This window comes from Arcticibacterium sp. SM2516 (genome assembly GCF_057914865.1).
This window is the reverse complement of the sequence record NZ_CP195290.1, coordinates 3572230-3593354: the sequence shown is the minus strand read 5'-3', so window position 1 is coordinate 3593354 and position 21125 is coordinate 3572230. Positions and strand designations below refer to the sequence as shown.

Sequence of the window (21125 nt, the reverse complement as noted above, 5' to 3'; positions counted from 1 at the left end):
GAAATTAGTTTTTTCGCCTTAACTTTAACTTTTATAAGTTTAATTTTGGCATTTGTAATCCGTTATTAGAAATTTATACTATTAAAAAGAACACATGAAAAAAGGTATATTAGCTTTTATCGCTGTTTTAACTTTAGCAAGCTATTCTTTAAAAGCACAAGATACTTGTAAAGTTTGTAAGCCGTATCCTTGGGAAATTGGAGTTCCCTTAGGTATAACGCAATACTTCGGCGATGTACACTGTAGCATGCCCTATGCAGCAGGAAATAGAATTGTCTCAGGACTTTTCGCAAGAAGACATTTGAGTGATTACTTCGCAGTACGTCCTCAAATTCTTGTAGGGGGTCTTGCAGGAAATGATTTTTCTCAACCTGATGGATATTGGGATTACAGAGGGTTAAAATTTAAAACTCCTTTAGTAGAGGCATCCATATTAGGTGAAATATATCCTTTTAAAGAGAGAAGTATTACTTGTGAAGGAATCACAAGAAAAACACTTGCTCCTTACCTATTCGGTGGAATTGGTATGACTTATACAAAACCAACGGTTACTGTTCAGTCAGGAACTACTTTTCCTCCTTTGCCTCGTGATATCGCTGCGGATGCTGCTAGCTTAAAGAAGTTTGCTGCGGTTATTCCTTTTGGTTTAGGTGTTAAATGGAATGTGGCAGAACGTTTTGCTGTGGGTGCAGAAGGTGGTTACAGATATTCTTTTTCAGATTACCTAGATGGTATCAGTATGGCAGCAAATGACCAACGTAATGATGGTTATTTCATAGGATTACTTACTGGTTCATATAGATTCGGAGATAAAGATAGTGATAAGGACGGGACTGTAAACAAATGTGATATTTGTCCTGATATTCCAGGCTTACGTAAATTTCAAGGTTGCCCTGATACAGATGGTGACGGTGTTCCAGACAATATTGATGCGTGTCCTACTATTGCAGGTCCGGCCTCTTTACAGGGTTGTCCAGATACAGATGGAGATGGTATTGCAGATAAAGATGATGAGTGCCCAACTTTATATGGCTTAGCAGCTTTGAATGGCTGTCCAGACAGAGATGGAGATGGCGTTGCAGATAAAGATGATGAGTGTCCAGACTTAGCTGGTGTGATTGAATTGAGAGGTTGCCCAGATACAGATGGAGACGGCATTGCAGATAAAGATGACGATTGTCCAAACTCTCCAGGTCCTGCGGCTACTAATGGCTGTCCAGATTCTGACGGAGATGGAGTAGCAGATAGCGAAGATGATTGTATAAATGTAGCTGGTGATGCAGATGGCTGTCCAGATTCTGACGGAGATGGTGTTCCTGATAACAAAGACCTTTGTCCTGATGTTCCTGGTCTTATTTCAAACCAAGGTTGTCCAGAAGGTTACGTTAACGGAGTAGCTCCTGCTTTAGGATATAGAACAGCTAGCGGTTGTGAAATTACAGCTTCTGAACTTGATGAGTTAAATTATGCTGCACAGCAAATTGAATTCTATAGTGGAACAAATAAATTACGCCCATCATCTTATAAGTCTCTTCAAAGAGTTTGTGATTTGTTGGCAAGATGTTCTGACGCTGCGATACATATCAATGCATATAATGATGGAGCTTCTAGTGCTACTAATATTAGATTAGCCAAACTTAGAGCATGTGCTATATATACATATTTCCTTCAAAAGAAATGTTTAACTAAATCAAGAGTGTCTTATGACGGATTTGGTGATGAAGATACAGCAAGTTATTATACCAATGCGGAAGGTAAAAGAACAGGTACAAGAATTGAGTTCTTGTTAAAGTAAACTAAGCTTTAAAGGTTCTTTATGAAATCCAGTTGATGAAAGTCAACTGGATTTTTTGCGTTTTTAGGAATTGGACTGAATTAGGGCGAAATGAATTTGATTAAGGCATCTTTATTTAAAGTATTAATGAGCCCTACACCTTGGCGTAATTGGGCGTAGGATGTTCATCTGTGTGTTCCTTGTCTATGGCTTGTTAGCGTGGGTTTAATGGGGTTGGTTTTGTTTTCCGCATGGCGTGGAGGATTGTTCTATTTGTTTGGCAGGTGTATTATCAAGAATGGCTTTGTTGTGGGACTATTTCCTAGCGGTGTTTAGTTTATTAAGATATTGATTAATGCATTTTGAGCTTAGCACAAAATGCCCTTGGTTCATTAGAGAACAAGGTTTTGGTTTAATATGACGAGGATTCTCAGAAGGAATTAAAGCGAGAGAAAACTTTATATGGCTGTTAAGTTGCTGATTTTGTGAAGGGTATATTTCTTTATGTTTTATTCTTTAATTATTTCGATTTTATTCTTGTTTGGGAATAAAATATAGTTGTATCTTTGCAATCCCAAAACGGAGAATCGTTTGGGGTTTAGTTCTAAGCGAAGATGGTGATTGAGGGAGGGAAAAAGAAAAGTAAAAAAAATATCAAATTTATTTTGGTGTTTAAAATTTAATCCTTCATCTTTGCACCCCGTTACGAAAGGAACGGAAAAAAATAAAGAAAAGGAAGGGCGTTAAGAAGCTCATCTAGCTTACAAAAACGGAGACGTTAAGTAGGATAAAGTTCATTAACTTATTGATATATATATAGACGGACCTTGAGTCAAGGAACTTTTTAAAATAGTAATTTACTATGGAGAGTTTGATCCTGGCTCAGGATGAACGCTAGCGGCAGGCTTAATACATGCAAGTCGAGGGGTAGGGAAGTACTTGTATTTCCTGAGACCGGCGAACGGGTGCGTAACGCGTATGCAACCTACCTTTATCAGGGGAATAGCCCAGAGAAATTTGGATTAATACCGCATAATAATTGAGATGGCATCATTTTAATTTGAAAGATTTATTGGATAGAGATGGGCATGCGTAAGATTAGCTAGTAGGCGAGGTAACGGCTCACCTAGGCTACGATCTTTAGGGGCTCTGAGAGGAGTAACCCCCACACTGGTACTGAGATACGGACCAGACTCCTACGGGAGGCAGCAGTAGGGAATATTGGTCAATGGACGAGAGTCTGAACCAGCCATGCCGCGTGCAGGAAGACTGCCCTCTGGGTTGTAAACTGCTTTTATATGGGAAGAAAAGGGCCTTGCGAGGCACATTGACGGTACCATAGGAATAAGCCACGGCTAACTACGTGCCAGCAGCCGCGGTAATACGTAGGTGGCGAGCGTTATCCGGATTTATTGGGTTTAAAGGGTGCGTAGGCGGCTTTTTAAGTTGGTGGTTAAAGGTAGCAGCTCAACTGTTTTACATGCCATCAAAACTGAAGAGCTTGAGTTATCAGGAGGCAGGCGGAATTTCTGGTGTAGCGGTGAAATGCATAGATACCAGAAGGAACACCTATTGCGAAGGCAGCTTGCTGTAGATACACTGACGCTGATGCACGAAAGCGTGGGGAGCGAACAGGATTAGATACCCTGGTAGTCCACGCCGTAAACGATGATTACTAGTTGTTGGAGATATACATTCAGTGACCAAGGGAAACCGATAAGTAATCCACCTGGGGAGTACGCCGGCAACGGTGAAACTCAAAGGAATTGACGGGGGTCCGCACAAGCGGTGGAGCATGTGGTTTAATTCGATGATACGCGAGGAACCTTACCTAGGCTAGAATGTGAGCGAATGTTCTAGAGATAGATCAGTCAGCAATGACGCGAAACAAGGTGCTGCATGGCCGTCGTCAGTTCGTGCCGTGAGGTGTTGGGTTAAGTCCCGCAACGAACGCAACCCCTATTAACTGTTGCCAGCATTTCGGATGGGGACTCAGTTAAGACTGCCTACGCAAGTAGAGAGGAAGGAGGGGACGACGTCAGGTCATCATGGCCCTTACGCCTAGGGCGACACACGTGCTACAATGGTTGGTACAGAGTGCAGCGAGCTAGCAATAGTCAGCCAATCACAAAAAGCCAATCACAGTTCGGATTGGGGTCTGCAACTCGACCCTATGAAGCTGGAATCGCTAGTAATCGCATATCAGCCATGATGCGGTGAATACGTTCCCGGACCTTGTACACACCGCCCGTCAAGCCATGGAAGTTGGGTATACCTGAAGCGGAAGGTTAAAGACTTCGTTAGGGTAGAATCAGTAACTAGGGCTAAGTCGTAACAAGGTAGCCGTACCGGAAGGTGTGGCTGGAACACCTCCTTTTTAGAGATATTCTGTTTTAATTTATTAGAACGGAAGAAATAAACAAGAGAAAGTTCAACGACAAAGTATTGTTAGCAATAACAATGCGACTACTTGTAGAAATACGAGTAACTATCGCGAGATAGAAAGAGGTTTCGTCTATATATATATTCAATAGGTTGACATTAAAGAGAGAATTGAGTGAGCGACCTTTAGGTAGCGACTCAAAGCAACGGGCCTGTAGCTCAGGTGGTTAGAGCGTTACACTGATAATGTAAAGGTCCGTGGTTCGAGTCCACGCAGGCCCACTTTAGTAAGCGAGGATATGATTATCTAAGCGAAAAGAGGGGGATTAGCTCAGCTGGCTAGAGCACCTGCTTTGCAAGCAGGGGGTCATCGGTTCGACTCCGATATTCTCCACGAGGCATAATTGCCTATAAAAAATTAAGGTATAGCGTTAAGTAGCTATACTTCAGATTTAACGAAGTATTACAATCACTTCCAATAAGGGTTGTAATCGATAAGTAGTTAGATAAGAGTTCATTGACATGATGAGAAAGACTGAGAAGAAAGAATTATTTAAGAGAACTATGTAAGAGCGTATGGAGGATGTCTAGGGTCTCAGAGGCGAAGAAGGACGTGATAAGCTGCGATAAGCTACGGGGAACAGCACATTTGTATTGATCCGTAGATTTCCGAATGGGGCAACCCTCTCTAATGAAGTTAGAGAATTCTATCTAATAGAAAGCGAACGTGGGGAACTGAAACATCTAAGTACCCATAGGAGAAGAAAACAAGAGTGATTCCGCAAGTAGTGGCGAGCGAACGCGGAGAAGCCCAAACCGAGATTGTTACGGCAATGTCGGGGTTATAGGACTGCATTTAGGAAGATTTTTCAATTTGAATCACTTGGGAAAGTGAGCCGTAGAGCGTGAGAGCCGCGTAAAAGTAAATGAAATCGGACGAGCAGTATCCTGAGTAGGTGGGGGCCGGTGAAACCCCCTCTGAATTCAGCTGCACCATCAGCTAAGGCTAAATACTCCTGAGACACCGATAGTGAACTAGTACTGTGAAGGAAAGATGAAAAGCACGGGGAATACCCGGGTGAAATAGAACCTGAAACCGTACGCTTACAAGCGGTCGGAGCTCTTTTATAGAGTGACGGCGTGCCTTTTGCATAATGATCCTACGAGTTACGGTATGTGGCAAGGTTAAGGTATGAAGTACCGAAGCCGAAGCGAAAGCGAGTATTAACAGTGCGTTTAGTCGCATGCTGTAGACGCGAAACCTAGTGATCTACCCATGGTCAGGTTGAAGTTCCGGTAACACGGAATGGAGGACCGAACCAGTATACGTTGAAAAGTGTTTGGATGAACTGTGGGTAGGGGTGAAAGGCTAATCAAACTAGGAAATAGCTCGTACTCCCCGAAATGTTTTTAGGAACAGCGTCGGTGTTGAGTCTTGTCGAGGTAGAGCTACCAATTGGATGCGGGGGAGTCACATCCTACCAAATTCAGATGAACTCCGAATGCGACAAGATATAACCGGCAGTGAGGGCTTGGGTGCTAAGGTCCAAGTCCAAGAGGGAAAGAACCCAGATCTACAGCTAAGGTCTCTAAATCTATACTAAGTTGAACTAAGGAAGTCTGACTGCAGAGACAGCCAGGATGTTTGCTTGGAAGCAGCAATCATTTAAAGAGTGCGTAACAGCTCACTGGTCGAGCGGGGCGGGCATCGATAATAAACGGGCATAAAGTATAGTACCGAAGCTTAGAATTTGTAATTTATTACAAGTGGTAGGGGAGCATTCTGTATGCAGTGAATGTGTCTGGTAATGGATGCTGGAGCGTACAGAAAAGCAAATGTAGGAATAAGTAGCGATAATGCATGTGAGAAACATGCACACCGAAAGACTAAGGTTTCCTCCGCTATGCTAATCAACGGAGGGTTAGTCGGATCCTAAGGATAATGCGAGAGCAGAAGCCGATGGGAATCAGTTTAATATTACTGAACCTGTTATAAATGCGACACGGGGACGGATTTTGAAGCTTTGTACGTACTGACGGAATAGTGCGTTGAGGGGAGGTTTAGGCCAAACCGAACAGGGGGACAAGGTTCCAAGAAAAGCCGTTAAGCTCTAGTTTATAACAGACCGTACCGCAAACCGACACAGGTAGTCGAGGCGAGAAGCCTAAGGTGCTCGAGTGATTCACGGCTAAGGAATTAGGCAAATTAACCCTGTAACTTCGGGATAAGGGGAGCCTCCATAATAAAATGGAGGCCGCAGAGAAATGGCCCAGGCGACTGTTTAGCAAAAACACATGGCTATGCGAAGATTAATGTCGACGTATATGGCCTGACACCTGCCCGGTGCTGGAAGGTTAAAAGGGGGGCTTAGCAGCAATGCGAAGGTCTGAATTGAAGCCCCAGTAAACGGCGGCCGTAACTATAACGGTCCTAAGGTAGCGAAATTCCTTGTCGGGTAAGTTCCGACCTGCACGAATGGTGTAACGATCTGGGCACTGTCTCAGCCGTGAGCTCGGCGAAATTGTAGTGACGGTGAAGATGCCGTCTACCCGCCACGGGACGGAAAGACCCCGTGAACCTTTACTATAGCTTAGCATTGGGACTGGGTAAATAATGTGTAGGATAGGTGGGAGGCTGTGATCCGGCGTCGCTAGGCGTCGGTTAGCCGTTGTTGAAATACCACCCTTTATTTATCTGTTTCCTAACTCCCAGCGGGAGGACATTGCTTGGTGGGTAGTTTGACTGGGGTGGTCGCCTCCAAAAGAGTAACGGAGGCTTTCAAAGGTTCCCTCAGTACGGTTGGTAACCGTGCGTTGAGTGCAATAGCAAAAGGGAGCTTGACAGAGAGACCAACAAGTCGATCTGGGTCGAAAGACGGATATAGTGATCCGGTGGTTCTGTATGGAAGGGCCATCGCTCAAAGGATAAAAGGTACTCCGGGGATAACAGGCTGATCTCCCCCAAGAGCTCATATCGACGGGGAGGTTTGGCACCTCGATGTCGGCTCGTCACATCCTGGGGCTGGAGAAGGTCCCAAGGGTTGGGCTGTTCGCCCATTAAAGTGGCACGCGAGCTGGGTTCAGAACGTCGTGAGACAGTTCGGTCCCTATCTGTGGTGGGCGTAGGAAGTTTGAGAGGCTCTGATTTTAGTACGAGAGGACCGAATTGGACATACCGCTGGTGTATCTGTTGTCTTGCCAAGGGCACGGCAGAGTAGCTACGTATGGACGGGATAAACACTGAAAGCATCTAAGTGTGAAACCCACCTCAAGATGAGACTTCCATAGAGGAACGTTGGAGATTACGACGTAGATAGGCTATAGGTGTAAGTGCAGCAATGTATGTAGCCGAGTAGTACTAATGAACCGATAAGCTCTCTTTTTTATAATAATTTATTCTACTCAGTCTTTCATCATCACAATGGAATTTAGTTTTTGAGGCTTAAGGTATCAAAGATGAAATTCATTAATGTCAAATTGTTGATTTAGATATAAACTAAATTCATCAAAAGAAATTAAGGCTAATTGCCCAAAGCAGATTGCTGAAGGCTAGTCTTTGAAGATTTGATGGTGTTTATAGGACGGGTGTCCACCTCTTCCCATTTCGAACAGAGAAGTTAAGCCCCGAACCGCCGATGGTACTTGGATCAAACCTGGGAGAGTAGGTAGACGCCGCATTTTTATTAAAAAGTCGTTAGAGCAATCTAGCGACTTTTTTGCGTTTAAGGAATGCTCGAGCAGATAGGGGAACAACGCGTTTCGCCATCTTTTATTAATCCTCCATACGCTAGTGTTGCTTTTCTTTTATGAAATTTTACTAAAGTACTTTAGGTCAAGAAGTACCTTTCAATAACTATTGGATGTACTTAGAACATTTACAAAAGTTGGGATAATAGGATATTTTCAGAATGTTCACCAAAATGTAGAAGTTCAGAATTGGAGCTTTTGATAGTTTCAGTTTAAAAACAGAAAATCCATACCAAAGCTTTGTACGTGAGCCTTCTTATTGACTATTGTTGAAAACCTATGTCTAAATCTGCGTATTTCTTATAAGATACTTGCAGTCATTGGATATTACTTGAATGCTAGTTAGTTTTTCTAGTTTAAAATTTATTTTATATTCTCTAGATAAGAAGTCACGGATTACCTTATCATGAATGGTCTTGTGAATGTAAGAAGCGATAGGTTAGTAGGCTTGTATTTTAGTAAGCGATTTCTCCTGCACCAAGTATTTAGTGCTTATGTAAATTGCTTGAGCACTAATGTTTCCTCAATCTTTAGACAAATTGTTCCACAGTTAGGGTAGAAATCAAATCCATCTATATTTCAATGACCGGTAGGGTGCTTAGAAAAAATGCTAACTCGGAATGAAATTGTTTGAATTTGGACTCTCATAGGACATAAGTATTTAGGGAAAGGTGAGGGCGAAAATGGATATACTTAGATTTGCCGTATTCTGATTCGAAATAGTCTTTGAATATTTGGGTCTGCCAAATAACGTTATCTGGTATGGTTAAATATGTCCGAAATTCGTATACTTTTGTAGTTTCGAGAGGGAGAGTTAATTGATTGTTTATACTAGTTAATAGGGTTTAATTCTAACACAGCGTCTTCCATTAAGAAGCCATTTCCAATTTCAATATCTTCGTTCTTAAGATGTTTAAATCCTAATTTGACATAGAAGTCATACGCCTTATTAAACTTGTTTACGTTTAGAGTAATTGAAGTTTGATGGTTAATAACGGCAATTTTTTGGACTTCATTAATCAGTCTTTTTCCTAAGCCTTTCCCCTGTAAGGAGGGCAAAAGGTAGATCTTATGAATTTTTGTTGATGTGGTATTGATGTAGTTCAACTGATAAGATATAAAACCAATAGGCTTGCCCAATTCTTCGGCTAAAAGAAAGATATGATTTAATTCACGTAATTGATTTTTCAGAGACTCATCCGAGTACATCATATGGAGCATGTAGTCAATTTGTTTTTCGGATAGTATGTCTTTAAACGTGGATGGCCAAATGGCTCTGGCTAGGCACTCAATAGCGGCCAAGTCCTGTTCTTCCGCCTGTCTTATTGTTATCATGTTATAAATTTACTAAAGCTCTTAAAAGCTACTTAAAAAGGATTGATTATTCTTTGTAACAAAAAAGCCACAATGAAGGATGTATTCTCTCCATTATGGCCTTCAGTATTTGAGTTAACTGTAAAAAATATTCTTTCTAATTGACAGTTACAATTTCACTTTATTCATTTTAGGTGCTAATAAATGCATAAGAAACCATGCCAAAAGGTAAGCAGCACCACAAATCAAGAACATGATGAAATATGCTTTTTCTATTTGACCAATTTCTCTGTAATGGACAAACAGATTTTTCTGAATAGCCCAAGAAAGAACAATTCCACCCATTCCACCGGCCATTCCACCTATTCCCACGACAGAGGCTGTTGCTTTCTTAGGAAACATGTCGGAAACGGTGGTGAAGATATTGGCACTCCAAGCTTGGTGAGCAGAAGCCGCAATACCTATAACCAAAACGGCCAACCACATATTGATTTCACCTGCCCACTGAGATAATACTACAGGTAGAACGCATAGGGCAAAAATGAACATTGACGTTTTACGTGCTTTAAATGCTGGCATATTTCTATTCATAAAATACATTGGTAAATAACCTCCACCTACACTTCCGATAGTAGAAATTAAATATACGACGGCCACCGGGATAGCCATTTCTATTAAACCTAAGTTATATTCACTTTGAAGGAAATCTGGTAACCAGAAAAGGTAAAACCACCAAATAGGGTCCGTTAGGAATTTACCAATTGCAAAAGCCCAAGTTTGCTTATATCCTAAAAGTTTAATCCAAGGCACTTTCTCCGCTTGACTTTCTTTCTCAATGGCCTCGTCCTCTATGTCGGAATGTATAAAATCATACTCTTCTTTGGTTAATTTTTTAGAATCACTTGGCGTGGTATAATACATTTGCCATAATACCAACCATATGAAACCAATTGCTCCAGTGATTATAAAGGCCCATTGCCATCCCCAAGCCACAGCAATAAATGGAACAGAAAGTGGAGCTACAATGGCTCCGATGTTGGTTCCTGAATTAAAAATTCCAGTAGCGAAGGCTCTTTCCTTTTTTGGAAACCATTCTGCAGTAGTTTTTATAGCTGCAGGAAAGTTACCAGCTTCTGTAACTCCAAGAGCAGCTCTTGCTATCATAAATCCGAAAGCCGAATTAGCAAAGGCATGACCTATTGCCGCTAAACTCCATAAGCCAGTAGCAGCTGCGTAGCCTTTTTTGGTCCCCAGTTTATCTACCACTCTACCTGCGATTATCATACCAAAAGAATACGCTAATTTAAATGCTATTTCAATGTTAGCATAGTCACCATCGTCCCAATTCATGTCTTCAGAGAGCACAGATTTTAGAAGACTTATTACTTGTCTATCTAGATAATTAACGGTGGTGGCAAAAAACACTAGAGCACAAATTGTCCAGCGGTAATTTCCAACTTTTTTATTCATTTTTGGTTTAGGGTTAAATTCGAATCTTTATAAAAGACTACGTAATTTGTTGAAAAATGGGGATATTTAGTTATTCATAAACTTTAAACCTCCATATACATAAAAAGAAGACCTAATTGATTAGGCCTTCTGTTCATATCTCTTGGTTTGGAATTATCTTAAAGTCTTAATTAAATCTAGTGTTTCTTTCACTTTTGATTTAAGACCATCAAAATCTTTATTACTCAAAATCTCTTTAGAAATTAACTGAGAACCCATTCCTACGCAAGTAACACCAGCGTCAAACCAACCTTTTAAATTGGCTTCATCTGGAGATACACCACCTGTAGGCATAATACTAGTCCATGGTTGTGGCCCTTTAATTCCTTTAACGAATTTAGGACCGTATAAATCTCCAGGGAAAAGTTTTACAATCTCACATCCTAGTTCTTCAGCTCTTGCGATTTCTGTAAGACTACCGCAACCTGGAGACCAAAGAACTTTTCTTCTGTTACACACTAAAGCGATATCTTCACGCAATACTGGTGTAACGATGAAATTAGCTCCTAAAGCCATGTACAAAGAGGCCGAAGCCGCATCTGTAACAGAACCAACGCCCAAAATCATACCTGGAAGTTCTTTAAGAGCATATTTGTTCAATTCTCCAAAGACCTCGTGAGCGAAATCTCCTCTTGATGTGAATTCCATCAATCTAGAGCCACCATCGTAACAAGCCTTTAAAACTTGCTTACACAACTCAATATCTGAATGAAAGAACAACGGAACCATTCCATTATCTTTCATTACTGCTGCTACTTCTAATCTTGAATATTTTGCCATTTTTTAGTTTTAAGTGTTTTTACAAACTTATTTGCAATTATATTATCTTGCTACACGACCAGATGCATCTCCGCCCATTAGTTTTTCAACTTCGGAAACGGTTACCAAGTTGGCATCACCTTTAATCGTATGTTTTAGACAAGAAGCTGCTACAGCAAAATTCAATGCATTTTGGTCGTCCTCTGGATATTTTAGTAAGCCGTAAATAAGACCTCCCATAAAGGAATCTCCACCACCAACTCTGTCTACAATATCTGTGATTTGATACTGAGGCGATTCAAACATATTTTCACCATCGTACATCACACCAGCCCAAGAGTTGTGAGAAGCAGAAATTGAACCTCTTAAAGTTGTAATTACTTTTTTGGCTCTTGGAAATTTCACCATCATTTGTTTACAAACGGATAAGAATGCCGTGGCAGTAACATCATGACCTTGCGTGGTAATGTCTAAACCTTCTGGCTTAATTCCGAAATGTTTTTCTGCATCTTCTTCATTTCCTAGAATGATATCACAATATGACGTCAATTCTGTCATAATGGCTTCTCTGTCTCCACCATAGTTCCACAATTTGGCTCTGTAGTTTAAGTCCGTAGAGATAGTGATACCTTTTGCACTGGCAATTTTAACGGCCTCTAAGCAAGCATCAGCAGCACTTTGAGAGATGGCAGGAGTAATACCTGTCCAATGAAACCAAGAAGCACCTTCAAAAGCCTTATCCCAGTCTACCATCCCTGGTGCAATTTCTGAAACAGATGAATGAGCTCTATCATAAACTACCTTACTTCCACGAGAAACTGCACCAGTTTCTAAGAAGTATATTCCTAGTCTGTCTCCTCCAGTAACAATATGATTTGTCCCAACATTTCTTTTACGCATCTCCATTAGTGCACACTCACCAATATCATTTTTTGGTAAACGTGTAACAAATTCGGTTGGTACACCGTAATTCGCTAGAGAAACAGCAACGTTGGACTCTCCTCCACCATAAACAACATCAAAGCTATTGGCCTGAGAAAATCTTAAAAAACCAGGAGGTGAAAGACGTAACATGATTTCACCGAAAGTGACTACTTTTTTCATTTTATAATTAATTAACTATTTAAAGTCTTTATAAGAGTAATTGCTTGTAAAGCTAATATTAAAATCCAAAATACTCTTTTGTATTGTTATAACAGATGTCTTGAACAATTTTTCCAGTCCATTTTATGTCATTTGGAAGTTCTCCATTTTCAATATCCTTTCCAAAAAGATTACAAAGAATTCTTCTAAAATATTCATGTCTCGGGAAAGACAAGAAACTTCTAGAGTCGGTCAACATTCCCACAAAGCGACTAATAAGACCCATATTAGATAAGATGTTCAACTGATCTTCCATGGCATCTTTTTGGTCTAAAAACCACCAACCAGAACCAAACTGAACTTTACCAGCTACCGAACCATCATTGAAATTACCAATCATAGTGGCAATCATGGCATTGTCGGCTGGGTTTAAGTTGTAAATTACGGTCTTTGATAGTTGATTATTATCGTCCAACTTATCCAAAAATTTAGAAAGAGCCGCCGCTTGAGATAAGTCTCCAATACTATCCCAGCCAGTATCCGGACCTAGCTCTCTTAAACGTCTTTTATTATTATTTCTTAATGCTCCCAGATGGAACTGTTGCACCCATCCTAAATCAGAATACATCACACCTAGAAAATGAAGAATAGCAGATTTATACTCTAGGGCTTCTTCTGAAGAAATTGTTTGTCCATCTAAAGTCTTTTTAAAGATTTTATCCGCTCCTTCATTTGTGAAATCTGCCGAATAGATTTGCTCTAAACCGTGGTCTGAAATTCGGCATCCATTTTCTTTAAAGAAATCAGCTCTTTTTCTCAGTGCCTTTTGTAAACCATCAAAATCTTTTATTTCTGAACCTACTATATCTCTTAAACGATTAATAAAGGAGCTAAAGTCACCATTTTCAATGAGTATAAACTTATCTGGTCTAAAGGCAGGAAACATGTTTACACCAGCATTATCATATGCTATATGGTGCTCTAACGAATCAAGGGGATCGTCTGTGGTACAAACCGCCTCTACATTCATTTTGGATAAAAGACCCTGAACCGAAAATTCTTTCGTTTGTAACTTTGCTGTGGTTTCACTGTAAATAGCAGAAGCGGAATCGCCATTTAAAATGGTGCTAATTCCAAAGTATCTCTGAAGCTCCAAGTGTGTCCAATGATAAAGTGGATTTCTTAAAGTATAAGGCACCGTTTCTGCCCATTTTTGAAATTTCTCTTCGTCTGTTTTATTTCCAGTACAATAGGCTTCATTGATGCCATTGGCACGCATGGCCCTCCACTTATAATGATCACCTGCCAACCACGCATGACTAATATTTGTAAAGTTGATATCATTCAATATCTGGTCTGGTGGTAAGTGGTTATGATAATCTATAATGGGCATGTGCTTAGCATACTCATGGTATAGGGTTTGTGCGGTTTTTGTTTCTAGTAAAAAATTGTCGTCGAGAAATTTTTTCATTCTATCAATTGGGTCGTTTTATATAGGTTGAGTATTTATAGGCTAACTCCTCTTTTCCAAGGAATAAAGTCGTCTTGTTGGTTTATGGTGGCTTTACATTGGGTTTCACCACTGGCTACAGCAATGATATAATCCAAAATTCTTTTACCAGTATCTTCAATTTTTTCTTCTCCTTCAATAATTGTCCCAGTGTTGATGTCTATAATATCAGACATTTTTTGAGTCAACTTAGAGTTGCTGGAGACCTTTATAACAGGTGCTATTGGGTTTCCGGTAGGCGTACCTAGGCCAGTGGTGAAGAGTACGATATTAGCTCCAGAACCTACCATCGCTGTAGTAGACTCCACGTCATTTCCTGGAGTACAAAGTAAGTTTAAGCCAGCTTTATGAACCATTTCTGGGTAATCTAAGACATCTGTAACAGGAGATGTTCCTCCTTTTTTAGCTGCTCCAGCAGATTTTATAGCATCAGTAATGAGACCATCCTTAATGTTTCCAGGGGAAGGATTCATATCAAAACCAGAACCTGCCTTTTCAGCACTGGCGGCATAGGCTGTCATAAGAGCATTAAACTTTAATGCTATGGTTTCATCCATACATCGGTCGCTTAATTCTTGTTCTACACCACATAATTCGGGAAATTCCGACAAAATAGTAGTACCTCCAAGACTTACCAATGAATCACTCACGTAACCTAAAGATGGATTGGCAGAAATACCAGAGAAGCCATCTGAACCACCGCACTCTAGACCCAATACCAATTTTGATAAGGGGGCAGGCTTGCGTTCAAGTTTGTTAGCTTCCATTAATCCTGTAAAAGTCTTTTTTATGGCCTCGGTAATTAGTTTCTCTTCGGTTCCTTCTTGCTGCTGCTCTAAAAAAACGACAGGTTTATCTGTGCAATTTCTTTTTAGTAGCTCTTCTTGAAGAATACTATATTGAGCGTTTTGGCACCCTAAACTCAATACTGTTGCTCCAGCCACATTTGGGTGGGCTATATATCCGGCTAATAGCCCACATAAACTTTGAGCATCTTGGCGAGTTCCACCGCAACCCATGTCATGATTTAGGAATTTTACACCATCAATATTTTCAAATATACGAGATGTCTTTTGATTTACTGCAACCGATTGCAATTCACTTTTTAAAATAATATCTGCAGATTCACCGTTTTTGTATTGATCTATTAGATTGGCTGCAAAGTTTTTATAGGTATTGCTTTTGCCATAACCCAACTGATTTACAAGTGCGTCTTTCATCACTTCCAAATTTCTATTTTCACAGAAAACCATTGGAAGAACAATCCAGTAATTGGCCGTTCCTACACTTCCGTTTGAACGATGATAACCATTGAAAGTTCTATCGGTAAATGAGCTAACATCAGGCTTATTCCAGCTCGTTTTTCTAGAGCCTAATTTAAAAGGTGCTGCGGCATGTTTTACGTTAAAAGTAGAAATCATACTCCCAGCAGGAATATCATACTGAGCTTTACCTACCAAAACCCCATACATAAAAATCTCTTCTCCCTTTTTCAGGTCGCTTTGATTAAACTTATGCTTGGGAGCAATATCTTCTATTAAGGTTACTCGTCTTTCGTTATAGACGATTTCCTCGCCTTTCTTTAAATCGTCTAATGCTACAATAACATTATCTTCTGATTGTACTTTTAATACACGCTGTTTCATAAGCCTTTTCTTTTTGTATCTTTTTTTGATAGGGTTTTGCCTATTATTTACTTCTCCAATGTAGAAAGAGTATTATAAATTTTCTCTACAAATCTATTTAGATTATTTAAGTTTTCTCCCCAAAGTTCCTCGTTTTGAAGAATCTTTTTGATTTTCTGCTCCAAAGGAAGGTCTGAAGTCCAAACTTCATAGAAAAAGGGAGTATTAGGGTCGTTAATAGGGTATTCTCTACCGTTTATTTCACCATAATAGATGTTATCCTTTAATGAAATGGCTTTTAAAAAACGAAGATGATATGCAAATCCCAACGTCATCAACGCTGGAGCTTGGTTGTTATTTCTGGTAAAGGAAAGGATAAGAGGAAGACATCTTGCAGCCATTTTAGTACTATAATTCATACAAATAGAAAGCCATTGATGGTCTAAAAAAGGGTTTTTAAACCTGTCGATAACATGAAGAGCAAAAACGTTTTTAGCTTCTTCGGAGATAGCTGAGGTCATGGAAGGTGAGATTTCTTCCAACATCAGCGTTTTGATAAAATTCAAAAAGGCTTCGTTTGCCATAGCATCTTTAACCAACTCAAAACCAGTAAGAAAGGCGAAGCCAGAAGAAAAGGTATGAGAGGCATTTAATAATCTCAGTTTTATCTCTTTGTGAGCCTCAATACTAGGAACCACAAAAGCTCCACTTTCTGGCGTACAAAAGCTTAGTTTTTCTTTAATTTCTGCGTCCCCTTCAATAGCCCAAAGAGCATAAGGCTCCACTATGATGGCATTATCATCCTTATAAGGAAGTGTTGAAGTGAAATTATTTTTCGCACTTCCTGGCACTATTCTGTCTACTAGGGTATTACAGAATACGTTTGCTTTTTTTATCCAAGAAATAAAAACCTTATTCTTAAAGTTTTCTTCTGCCATTTGACAAACTATGGCTTCCAGCTTATTACCATTGTCAGAAATAAGTTCTGTTGGTAGAAAGATGAGTCCTTTTGACAAGTCACCTTTAAAGTAATCGAACCTACTTTTTAGAAAGGCTACTATTTTTCCTGGAAAGGATTCAGGACAATTTTCAACTTTAATTTTTTCATCTAGATAGCTTATTCCCACCTCCGTGGTATTGGAAAAAACATATTGTATTTCCTCAAGTTTTGAAAGTTTTAGTACCTCGTCCCATTGAGAATTAGCCGTCAAAATGCGACTAACAGAGGTGCATATCTCATTTTTATTAACAAGGGTACCATTTTTCATGCCTTGCGTACCCACGGTATAAAGGTAATCTTGGCTAGCTAAAGATTCTATTGATCCCTTAGATGTGGACTTTACCATGACTATCCTCCCAGAAAAGGCTCCTTGCTTATTGGCATTGTCAATGATTAAATCTGGCAGCCCTTTTAAAAGCACTCCCGTACCAAATTGAATAATTTTTTCAGGAAACTTTAGTACCCTTTTGTCAAAGTCCGCGTAAGTTGAGCGTTCAAGATTTTTAATAGATAGGTGTTGCATTAAATTATAAATTTCTAAATAGTTTTATTAAAATGAATGGTAATTGTTTTACCATTTGTATCCGAATACCTTTTTAAAGGAAAAGTCTTTGGCTTTTTTTCCCGTGTTATCATTGTGCCATTGAAAATCACCGTTGTCTTTATGACAGTTTTTGGTATCAATGGTCATAATTAATAGGATATCGCCTTTTTTACCCATTTTTTGATGTTCTTAATATCCATAGGGAATATATAGTTTGTAACGGCCGTTTCTTTTTAATTATCAGGATTTACAATAACGCAAACATTCAAACTTTACAAACTAGTTTTTGTCGGTTGTCCTTTAACGTCACTCATTTCAGTTCCTAGATTAGTAAATGTTTCGCCAAACCGATTAAATGCTGAATGCAATTCATCTTCCCATGTATAATGAAATTTCTTTTGTTCTCCATTATAGCCTTCTCTGTGCTCCTTATTAAAGTGATAAACTAAACCCACTTTTTTATCTTTACCTAATTCGGAATTTTACAATACTTCCATTTCAAATGCTGCAAAAATAAATGGCTCCACGCTTTAAGATCGTTTTGTTTGACAGTTTCGCTCAGATAGTATGCGTATGTGCCATCTCTGTATGGATTTCCACCTAAACAGCCTAAGCTTACAGCTTTTTCTAGTTTAGTATTACCGTCAGGATTATAACTGATAAACTCTTTAAGGATTCCACTAAAGCCCTTTATTCCAGCATCTTTAAAAGAAGCATCTCGGTATCCCATTCTAGCCCCGTTTTTTTATCCGCCTTTATCTGTAAGTGGCTGCCCTTCTAACTGTTCCCAAAGGTGGTCAGTTAGGCTACAATTGCTGATAAAGATGAATTAAAGCTCGACCTGTAGTGGTGTTATCTAGGTTATAGTCTTCTAAGTGGTGGATCTTATAGAACCATCTTCGCTCACATATCTGTCCATATTGTTTTGGATATCATTTAAATATTTTGAGTCGGAAGTGCGTCGCCATACTTTTTCAATGGCTTTTAACATGAGCTGATGCTCATAGTCTCATCTGGCGGTTTTGCCTTCTGAGTCTGCATGAACTTTCATAAACCCATTTAAACTCAATCACCAGAACCCTTCGAAATTAGCTCAGGGTAAACCGTTATGCTAATCTCGTTTAAACGTCTGATTTATTCCACTTTAATACTCATTACGATTCTCCAATACATAAACTGGGATAAATAAAGTGCCATTTTATCGAACCAATGCTCTTGAGCAAGAGCGGTAGAATTAATTCCGTAAAAGCTTAGAGGTAAGATTAATTTCTGTTTCATATTATTTCAGATAAAGTCACAATTTTAGGACTAGACTTGATTAAAACAGTGAGAAGTCCTTTGCTTTGTCAAGTAGTAAACCAAACATAGGTGAGTATGACTGTAGGGGAGTTAAGGCTATGAATGTCAATATTGATTATTAACCTGGTTCCGCAACAACTATTTTAAAAAAGATTGAATTATTTCTATTGATGATAGTTTGTATCGTTAGGAAGTTGCATAAATAGTTCAAAGTCAAAAGCATACTATAGAACTTCAATTCTCCTTATTAAAAAGGTTTCCGTAGTGATTTTTCTTAAGTTTAGAGGACAAGAATTTTAATAACTTAGGTGAAATGTTTAAATCAAACAAAGGCAAATGGGTAGGAACTAAAGTGAGCCTTTTGTCTATTTCTAAAGAGGTGATAACTGGATATGTGAAGGTAGACTGATTTAGAATAAGTGAGTAAACATCTGTCGGTTAATCGCTTAAGGAATTGTATTTTAAGAGGGGATACTTAAACATAAAGTGAAATCAGTTAATATAATTTAGTAAACAAGTATCTTCGCGGTTATGTGGATGTATTTGGGCCTTTTAGCGGCACTTTTTTTAGGATTACATAATTTATGCAAAAAGCATGCGGTACGAGGGAATGAAATCTTTCCAGTACTTTTAGGGACCGTCTCTGCTGGTTTTTTATTGATATTGCCCTTTTTTATAGGCTCGTATTTTTATCCAGAATACACACAGAAATTAGGTTTTTATATAGAAGATATTTCTTGGAGGGTGCATGGGTTTATTTTTATTAAATCCATGATTATGGCAGCTTCTTGGCTTTTGGCCTATCAGGCTTTAAAACATCTTCCAATCACCATTGTGACACCTATACGCTCTGCTGGACCATTTTTTACCTTTATTGGAGCATTATTGATATATCAAGAAAGACCTAATCCTTGGCAGTGGGTTGGCTTTTTTACCATTATCTTTTCCGTGTTATTATACTCTAGGATTGGGAAAATGGAAGGTATAAATTTTAAAAGTAATAAATGGATTTATGCGATTATTGGAGCTACTTTTCTGGGAGCTAGCAGTGGATTGTATGATAAGTTTTTGATTCAAACTCTAGAGCTAACGCCCCAAACTTTACAGTTTTGGTTTTGTTGGTACACCATCCTTATCTTGTTGGTGATATTATCTATTACTTGGTTTCCTTTTAGGGTAAAAAGACAGGCCTTTATTTGGAGATGGAGCATCCCTGCTGTGGGTGTCTTATTACAGACGTCAGACTATTTTTATTTCAAGGCTCTGCAAGATCCAGAGGCATTGATTATGCTGCTTTCTGCCATCAAAAGAAGTCAAATATTGATTGCTGTGTTGGTAGGAGGTTTTATCTTTAAAGAGAAAAACAAACGCAAAAAGTTAATTCCTTTAGTGGGAATTATGATAGGAGTAGCCTTAATTATGTTCTTTAAATAGGAAAAACCAACCCTATAAAATGGAGTTGGCTTTTCAAAAGTTTTCAAAAAAGGGTATTTGGGCTTAATTAAATCCAAACTTAATTAAACCTTTTTTGCTCAATTTTAATGCTTCCATAGGTTCCATACCATCAAAAACTTGATCTTGCTCTACGATATAGTATTTCATACCTGAAAGTTTAGCCTTATCTAAGATTTTTTTGAAGTCAATAGTTCCTTGACCCACTGGAGCAAATCTACCTTGCTCATCCATATCTTTTACATGCCAAATTTTAAATCGCCCTGGATATTTTTCAAAGTATTCGATTGGGTCAGCACCCGCTTTGGTCACCCAGTAAAGGTCCATTTGAAAGTTTACATATTTAGGATCTAGGTGTTCTAGTAAATACTCAATAGGCACTATGCCATTAGCATCTTCTTTAAACTCGAAATCATGGTTGTGATAAAGAAATTCTAAACCAGCCGCTTTTGCTTTTCGCGAAATCACGTCTAATATGTTTGTTAGTTTCTCTATATTATCTTCCATTGACAATGTTCTAGTTTTTGGGTCAAACTTAAACATGCCCATTGGAGGTACCGGGGCAATGAAATATTTGAAACCAGCCGCTTTTACGTCAGCCACTAGTACATCTGCATTGTCTAAAGTCATAGAACCCATGTGAACGCTGATGGGTTTTAGGCCTAAGCTTTTTAAATAAGCCTTGAATTCTTTCGGAGCCATGCCATAAAATTTACCGTCCTTATAGTCTACGGCCTCTATATACTTATATCCTAATTCTGAAACTTCATTCAGCGTGGCTTTGACGTCTTTGCCCATTTCGTTTCTAACTGTGTATAAGGTCATTCCACCCCATTTGTCTTGAGCCATCATAGATGTACTCATAGAGCTTAGAAGAATGATGATCAAAACCTTAGTGAAAAATGTTCTCTTCATTTTTATTAGATAAGATAAATTGTTTGTTTTTAAAACGTAAAACTACTTAATGTATGAGTAAATCAAGAAAAATATAGATAGAAAGGGAGCATAATCCCGATTTATGCATTAGGGAATCTCCCGATTTTATCAGGATCTTAACTAAATTGCTTCAAATCAGTACTTAAACCCATTTAAACTCAATCACCATAGCTGTGCTATACTTAATTGTC

At 39.0% G+C, this 21125-nt stretch carries 13 protein-coding genes, 2 tRNA genes and 3 rRNA genes; 7 read left to right on the top strand and 11 right to left on the bottom strand.

Annotated elements, in window-relative coordinates:
- Positions 1 to 94 precede the first annotated feature (94 nt).
- From ACSBFT_RS14975 to rrf, 6 genes are all read left to right on the top strand, one after another.
- Positions 95 to 1795, top strand: a complete 1701-nt coding sequence (locus ACSBFT_RS14975; protein ID WP_489601226.1) for a DUF6089 family protein — start codon at positions 95 to 97, stop codon at positions 1793 to 1795.
- Between the two features lie 838 nt (positions 1796 to 2633).
- Positions 2634 to 4151 (top strand): 16S ribosomal RNA (locus ACSBFT_RS14970).
- 213 nt (positions 4152 to 4364) lie between these two features.
- A tRNA-Ile gene (locus tag ACSBFT_RS14965) sits at positions 4365 to 4438 on the top strand.
- A 38-nt stretch (positions 4439 to 4476) separates the two neighbouring features.
- Positions 4477 to 4550: transfer RNA gene (locus ACSBFT_RS14960), tRNA-Ala, on the top strand.
- Positions 4551 to 4712: 162 nt separating this feature from the next.
- Positions 4713 to 7538, top strand: a 23S ribosomal RNA gene (locus ACSBFT_RS14955).
- Positions 7539 to 7722: 184 nt separating this feature from the next.
- Positions 7723 to 7834 (top strand): 5S ribosomal RNA (gene rrf, locus ACSBFT_RS14950).
- The 16S, 23S and 5S rRNA genes sit together here with 2 tRNA genes alongside, the layout of an rRNA operon.
- Positions 7835 to 8734: 900 nt before the next feature.
- On the opposite strand, the gene ACSBFT_RS14945 is transcribed toward rrf, so the two are convergent.
- The 10 genes from ACSBFT_RS14945 to ACSBFT_RS14900 all read right to left on the bottom strand — a co-directional run bounded on the left by ACSBFT_RS14945 (position 8735) and on the right by ACSBFT_RS14900 (position 18525).
- A complete protein-coding gene (locus ACSBFT_RS14945) occupies positions 8735 to 9238 on the bottom strand; it encodes a GNAT family N-acetyltransferase (RefSeq protein WP_489601225.1) in 504 nt (167 codons plus the stop codon).
- Positions 9239 to 9385: 147 nt separating this feature from the next.
- The gene (locus ACSBFT_RS14940) at positions 9386 to 10687 is read right to left on the bottom strand and encodes an MFS transporter (protein WP_489601223.1); all 1302 of its coding nucleotides are present in this window, start codon (positions 10685 to 10687) and stop codon (positions 9386 to 9388) included.
- Positions 10688 to 10840: 153 nt separating this feature from the next.
- Complete coding sequence (locus ACSBFT_RS14935) at positions 10841 to 11506, bottom strand: bifunctional 4-hydroxy-2-oxoglutarate aldolase/2-dehydro-3-deoxy-phosphogluconate aldolase (RefSeq protein ID WP_489601222.1); 666 nt, start codon at positions 11504 to 11506, stop codon at positions 10841 to 10843.
- Positions 11507 to 11548: 42 nt separating this feature from the next.
- Positions 11549 to 12589, bottom strand: coding sequence for a PfkB family carbohydrate kinase (locus tag ACSBFT_RS14930; RefSeq protein ID WP_489601221.1), 1041 nt, complete (start codon positions 12587 to 12589; stop codon positions 11549 to 11551).
- Positions 12590 to 12647: 58 nt separating this feature from the next.
- Complete coding sequence (uxaC, locus tag ACSBFT_RS14925; protein ID WP_489601220.1) at positions 12648 to 14039, bottom strand: glucuronate isomerase; 1392 nt, start codon at positions 14037 to 14039, stop codon at positions 12648 to 12650.
- Between the two features lie 35 nt (positions 14040 to 14074).
- Positions 14075 to 15724 carry a UxaA family hydrolase gene (locus tag ACSBFT_RS14920; protein ID WP_489601219.1) on the bottom strand — a complete coding sequence of 550 codons (1650 nt, stop codon included), beginning with the start codon at positions 15722 to 15724 and terminating at the stop codon, positions 14075 to 14077.
- Between the two features lie 47 nt (positions 15725 to 15771).
- Positions 15772 to 17226, bottom strand: a complete 1455-nt coding sequence (locus tag ACSBFT_RS14915; protein ID WP_489601218.1) for a tagaturonate reductase — start codon at positions 17224 to 17226, stop codon at positions 15772 to 15774.
- A gap of 48 nt (positions 17227 to 17274) precedes the next feature.
- Complete coding sequence (locus tag ACSBFT_RS14910; protein WP_489601217.1) at positions 17275 to 17424, bottom strand: hypothetical protein; 150 nt, start codon at positions 17422 to 17424, stop codon at positions 17275 to 17277.
- 292 nt (positions 17425 to 17716) lie between these two features.
- Positions 17717 to 17977, bottom strand: coding sequence for a hypothetical protein (locus tag ACSBFT_RS14905; protein ID WP_489601216.1), 261 nt, complete (start codon positions 17975 to 17977; stop codon positions 17717 to 17719).
- Positions 17978 to 18381: 404 nt separating this feature from the next.
- On the bottom strand, positions 18382 to 18525 hold the full coding sequence (locus tag ACSBFT_RS14900; protein WP_489601215.1) for a hypothetical protein: 144 nt from the start codon (positions 18523 to 18525) through the stop codon (positions 18382 to 18384).
- 552 nt (positions 18526 to 19077) lie between these two features.
- Here ACSBFT_RS14900 and ACSBFT_RS14895 point away from each other — a divergent pair.
- Complete coding sequence (locus ACSBFT_RS14895; RefSeq protein WP_489601214.1) at positions 19078 to 19980, top strand: EamA family transporter; 903 nt, start codon at positions 19078 to 19080, stop codon at positions 19978 to 19980.
- A 63-nt stretch (positions 19981 to 20043) separates the two neighbouring features.
- Here ACSBFT_RS14895 and ACSBFT_RS14890 read toward each other — a convergent pair whose 3' ends face one another.
- Complete coding sequence (locus tag ACSBFT_RS14890; RefSeq protein WP_489601212.1) at positions 20044 to 20913, bottom strand: sugar phosphate isomerase/epimerase family protein; 870 nt, start codon at positions 20911 to 20913, stop codon at positions 20044 to 20046.
- Positions 20914 to 21125: the final 212 nt, after the last annotated feature.

What these genes read in the sequence shown, in the direction of transcription:
- ACSBFT_RS14890 (WP_489601212.1), bottom strand. Translation starts at nt 20,913, where the DNA reads ATGAAGAGAACATTTTTCACTAAGGTTTTGATCATCATTCTTCTAAGC.
- ACSBFT_RS14915 (WP_489601218.1), bottom strand. Translation starts at nt 17,226, where the DNA reads ATGCAACACCTATCTATTAAAAATCTTGAACGCTCAACTTACGCGGAC.
- ACSBFT_RS14910 (WP_489601217.1), bottom strand. Translation starts at nt 17,424, where the DNA reads ATGGGTAAAAAAGGCGATATCCTATTAATTATGACCATTGATACCAAA.
- ACSBFT_RS14940 (WP_489601223.1), bottom strand. Translation starts at nt 10,687, where the DNA reads ATGAATAAAAAAGTTGGAAATTACCGCTGGACAATTTGTGCTCTAGTG.
- ACSBFT_RS14895 (WP_489601214.1), top strand. Translation starts at nt 19,078, where the DNA reads ATGTGGATGTATTTGGGCCTTTTAGCGGCACTTTTTTTAGGATTACAT.
- ACSBFT_RS14935 (WP_489601222.1), bottom strand. Translation starts at nt 11,506, where the DNA reads ATGGCAAAATATTCAAGATTAGAAGTAGCAGCAGTAATGAAAGATAAT.
- ACSBFT_RS14920 (WP_489601219.1), bottom strand. Translation starts at nt 15,724, where the DNA reads ATGAAACAGCGTGTATTAAAAGTACAATCAGAAGATAATGTTATTGTA.
- ACSBFT_RS14930 (WP_489601221.1), bottom strand. Translation starts at nt 12,589, where the DNA reads ATGAAAAAAGTAGTCACTTTCGGTGAAATCATGTTACGTCTTTCACCT.
- ACSBFT_RS14905 (WP_489601216.1), bottom strand. Translation starts at nt 17,977, where the DNA reads ATGGGATACCGAGATGCTTCTTTTAAAGATGCTGGAATAAAGGGCTTT.
- ACSBFT_RS14945 (WP_489601225.1), bottom strand. Translation starts at nt 9,238, where the DNA reads ATGATAACAATAAGACAGGCGGAAGAACAGGACTTGGCCGCTATTGAG.
- ACSBFT_RS14975 (WP_489601226.1), top strand. Translation starts at nt 95, where the DNA reads ATGAAAAAAGGTATATTAGCTTTTATCGCTGTTTTAACTTTAGCAAGC.
- uxaC (WP_489601220.1), bottom strand. Translation starts at nt 14,039, where the DNA reads ATGAAAAAATTTCTCGACGACAATTTTTTACTAGAAACAAAAACCGCA.
- ACSBFT_RS14900 (WP_489601215.1), bottom strand. Translation starts at nt 18,525, where the DNA reads ATGAAACAGAAATTAATCTTACCTCTAAGCTTTTACGGAATTAATTCT.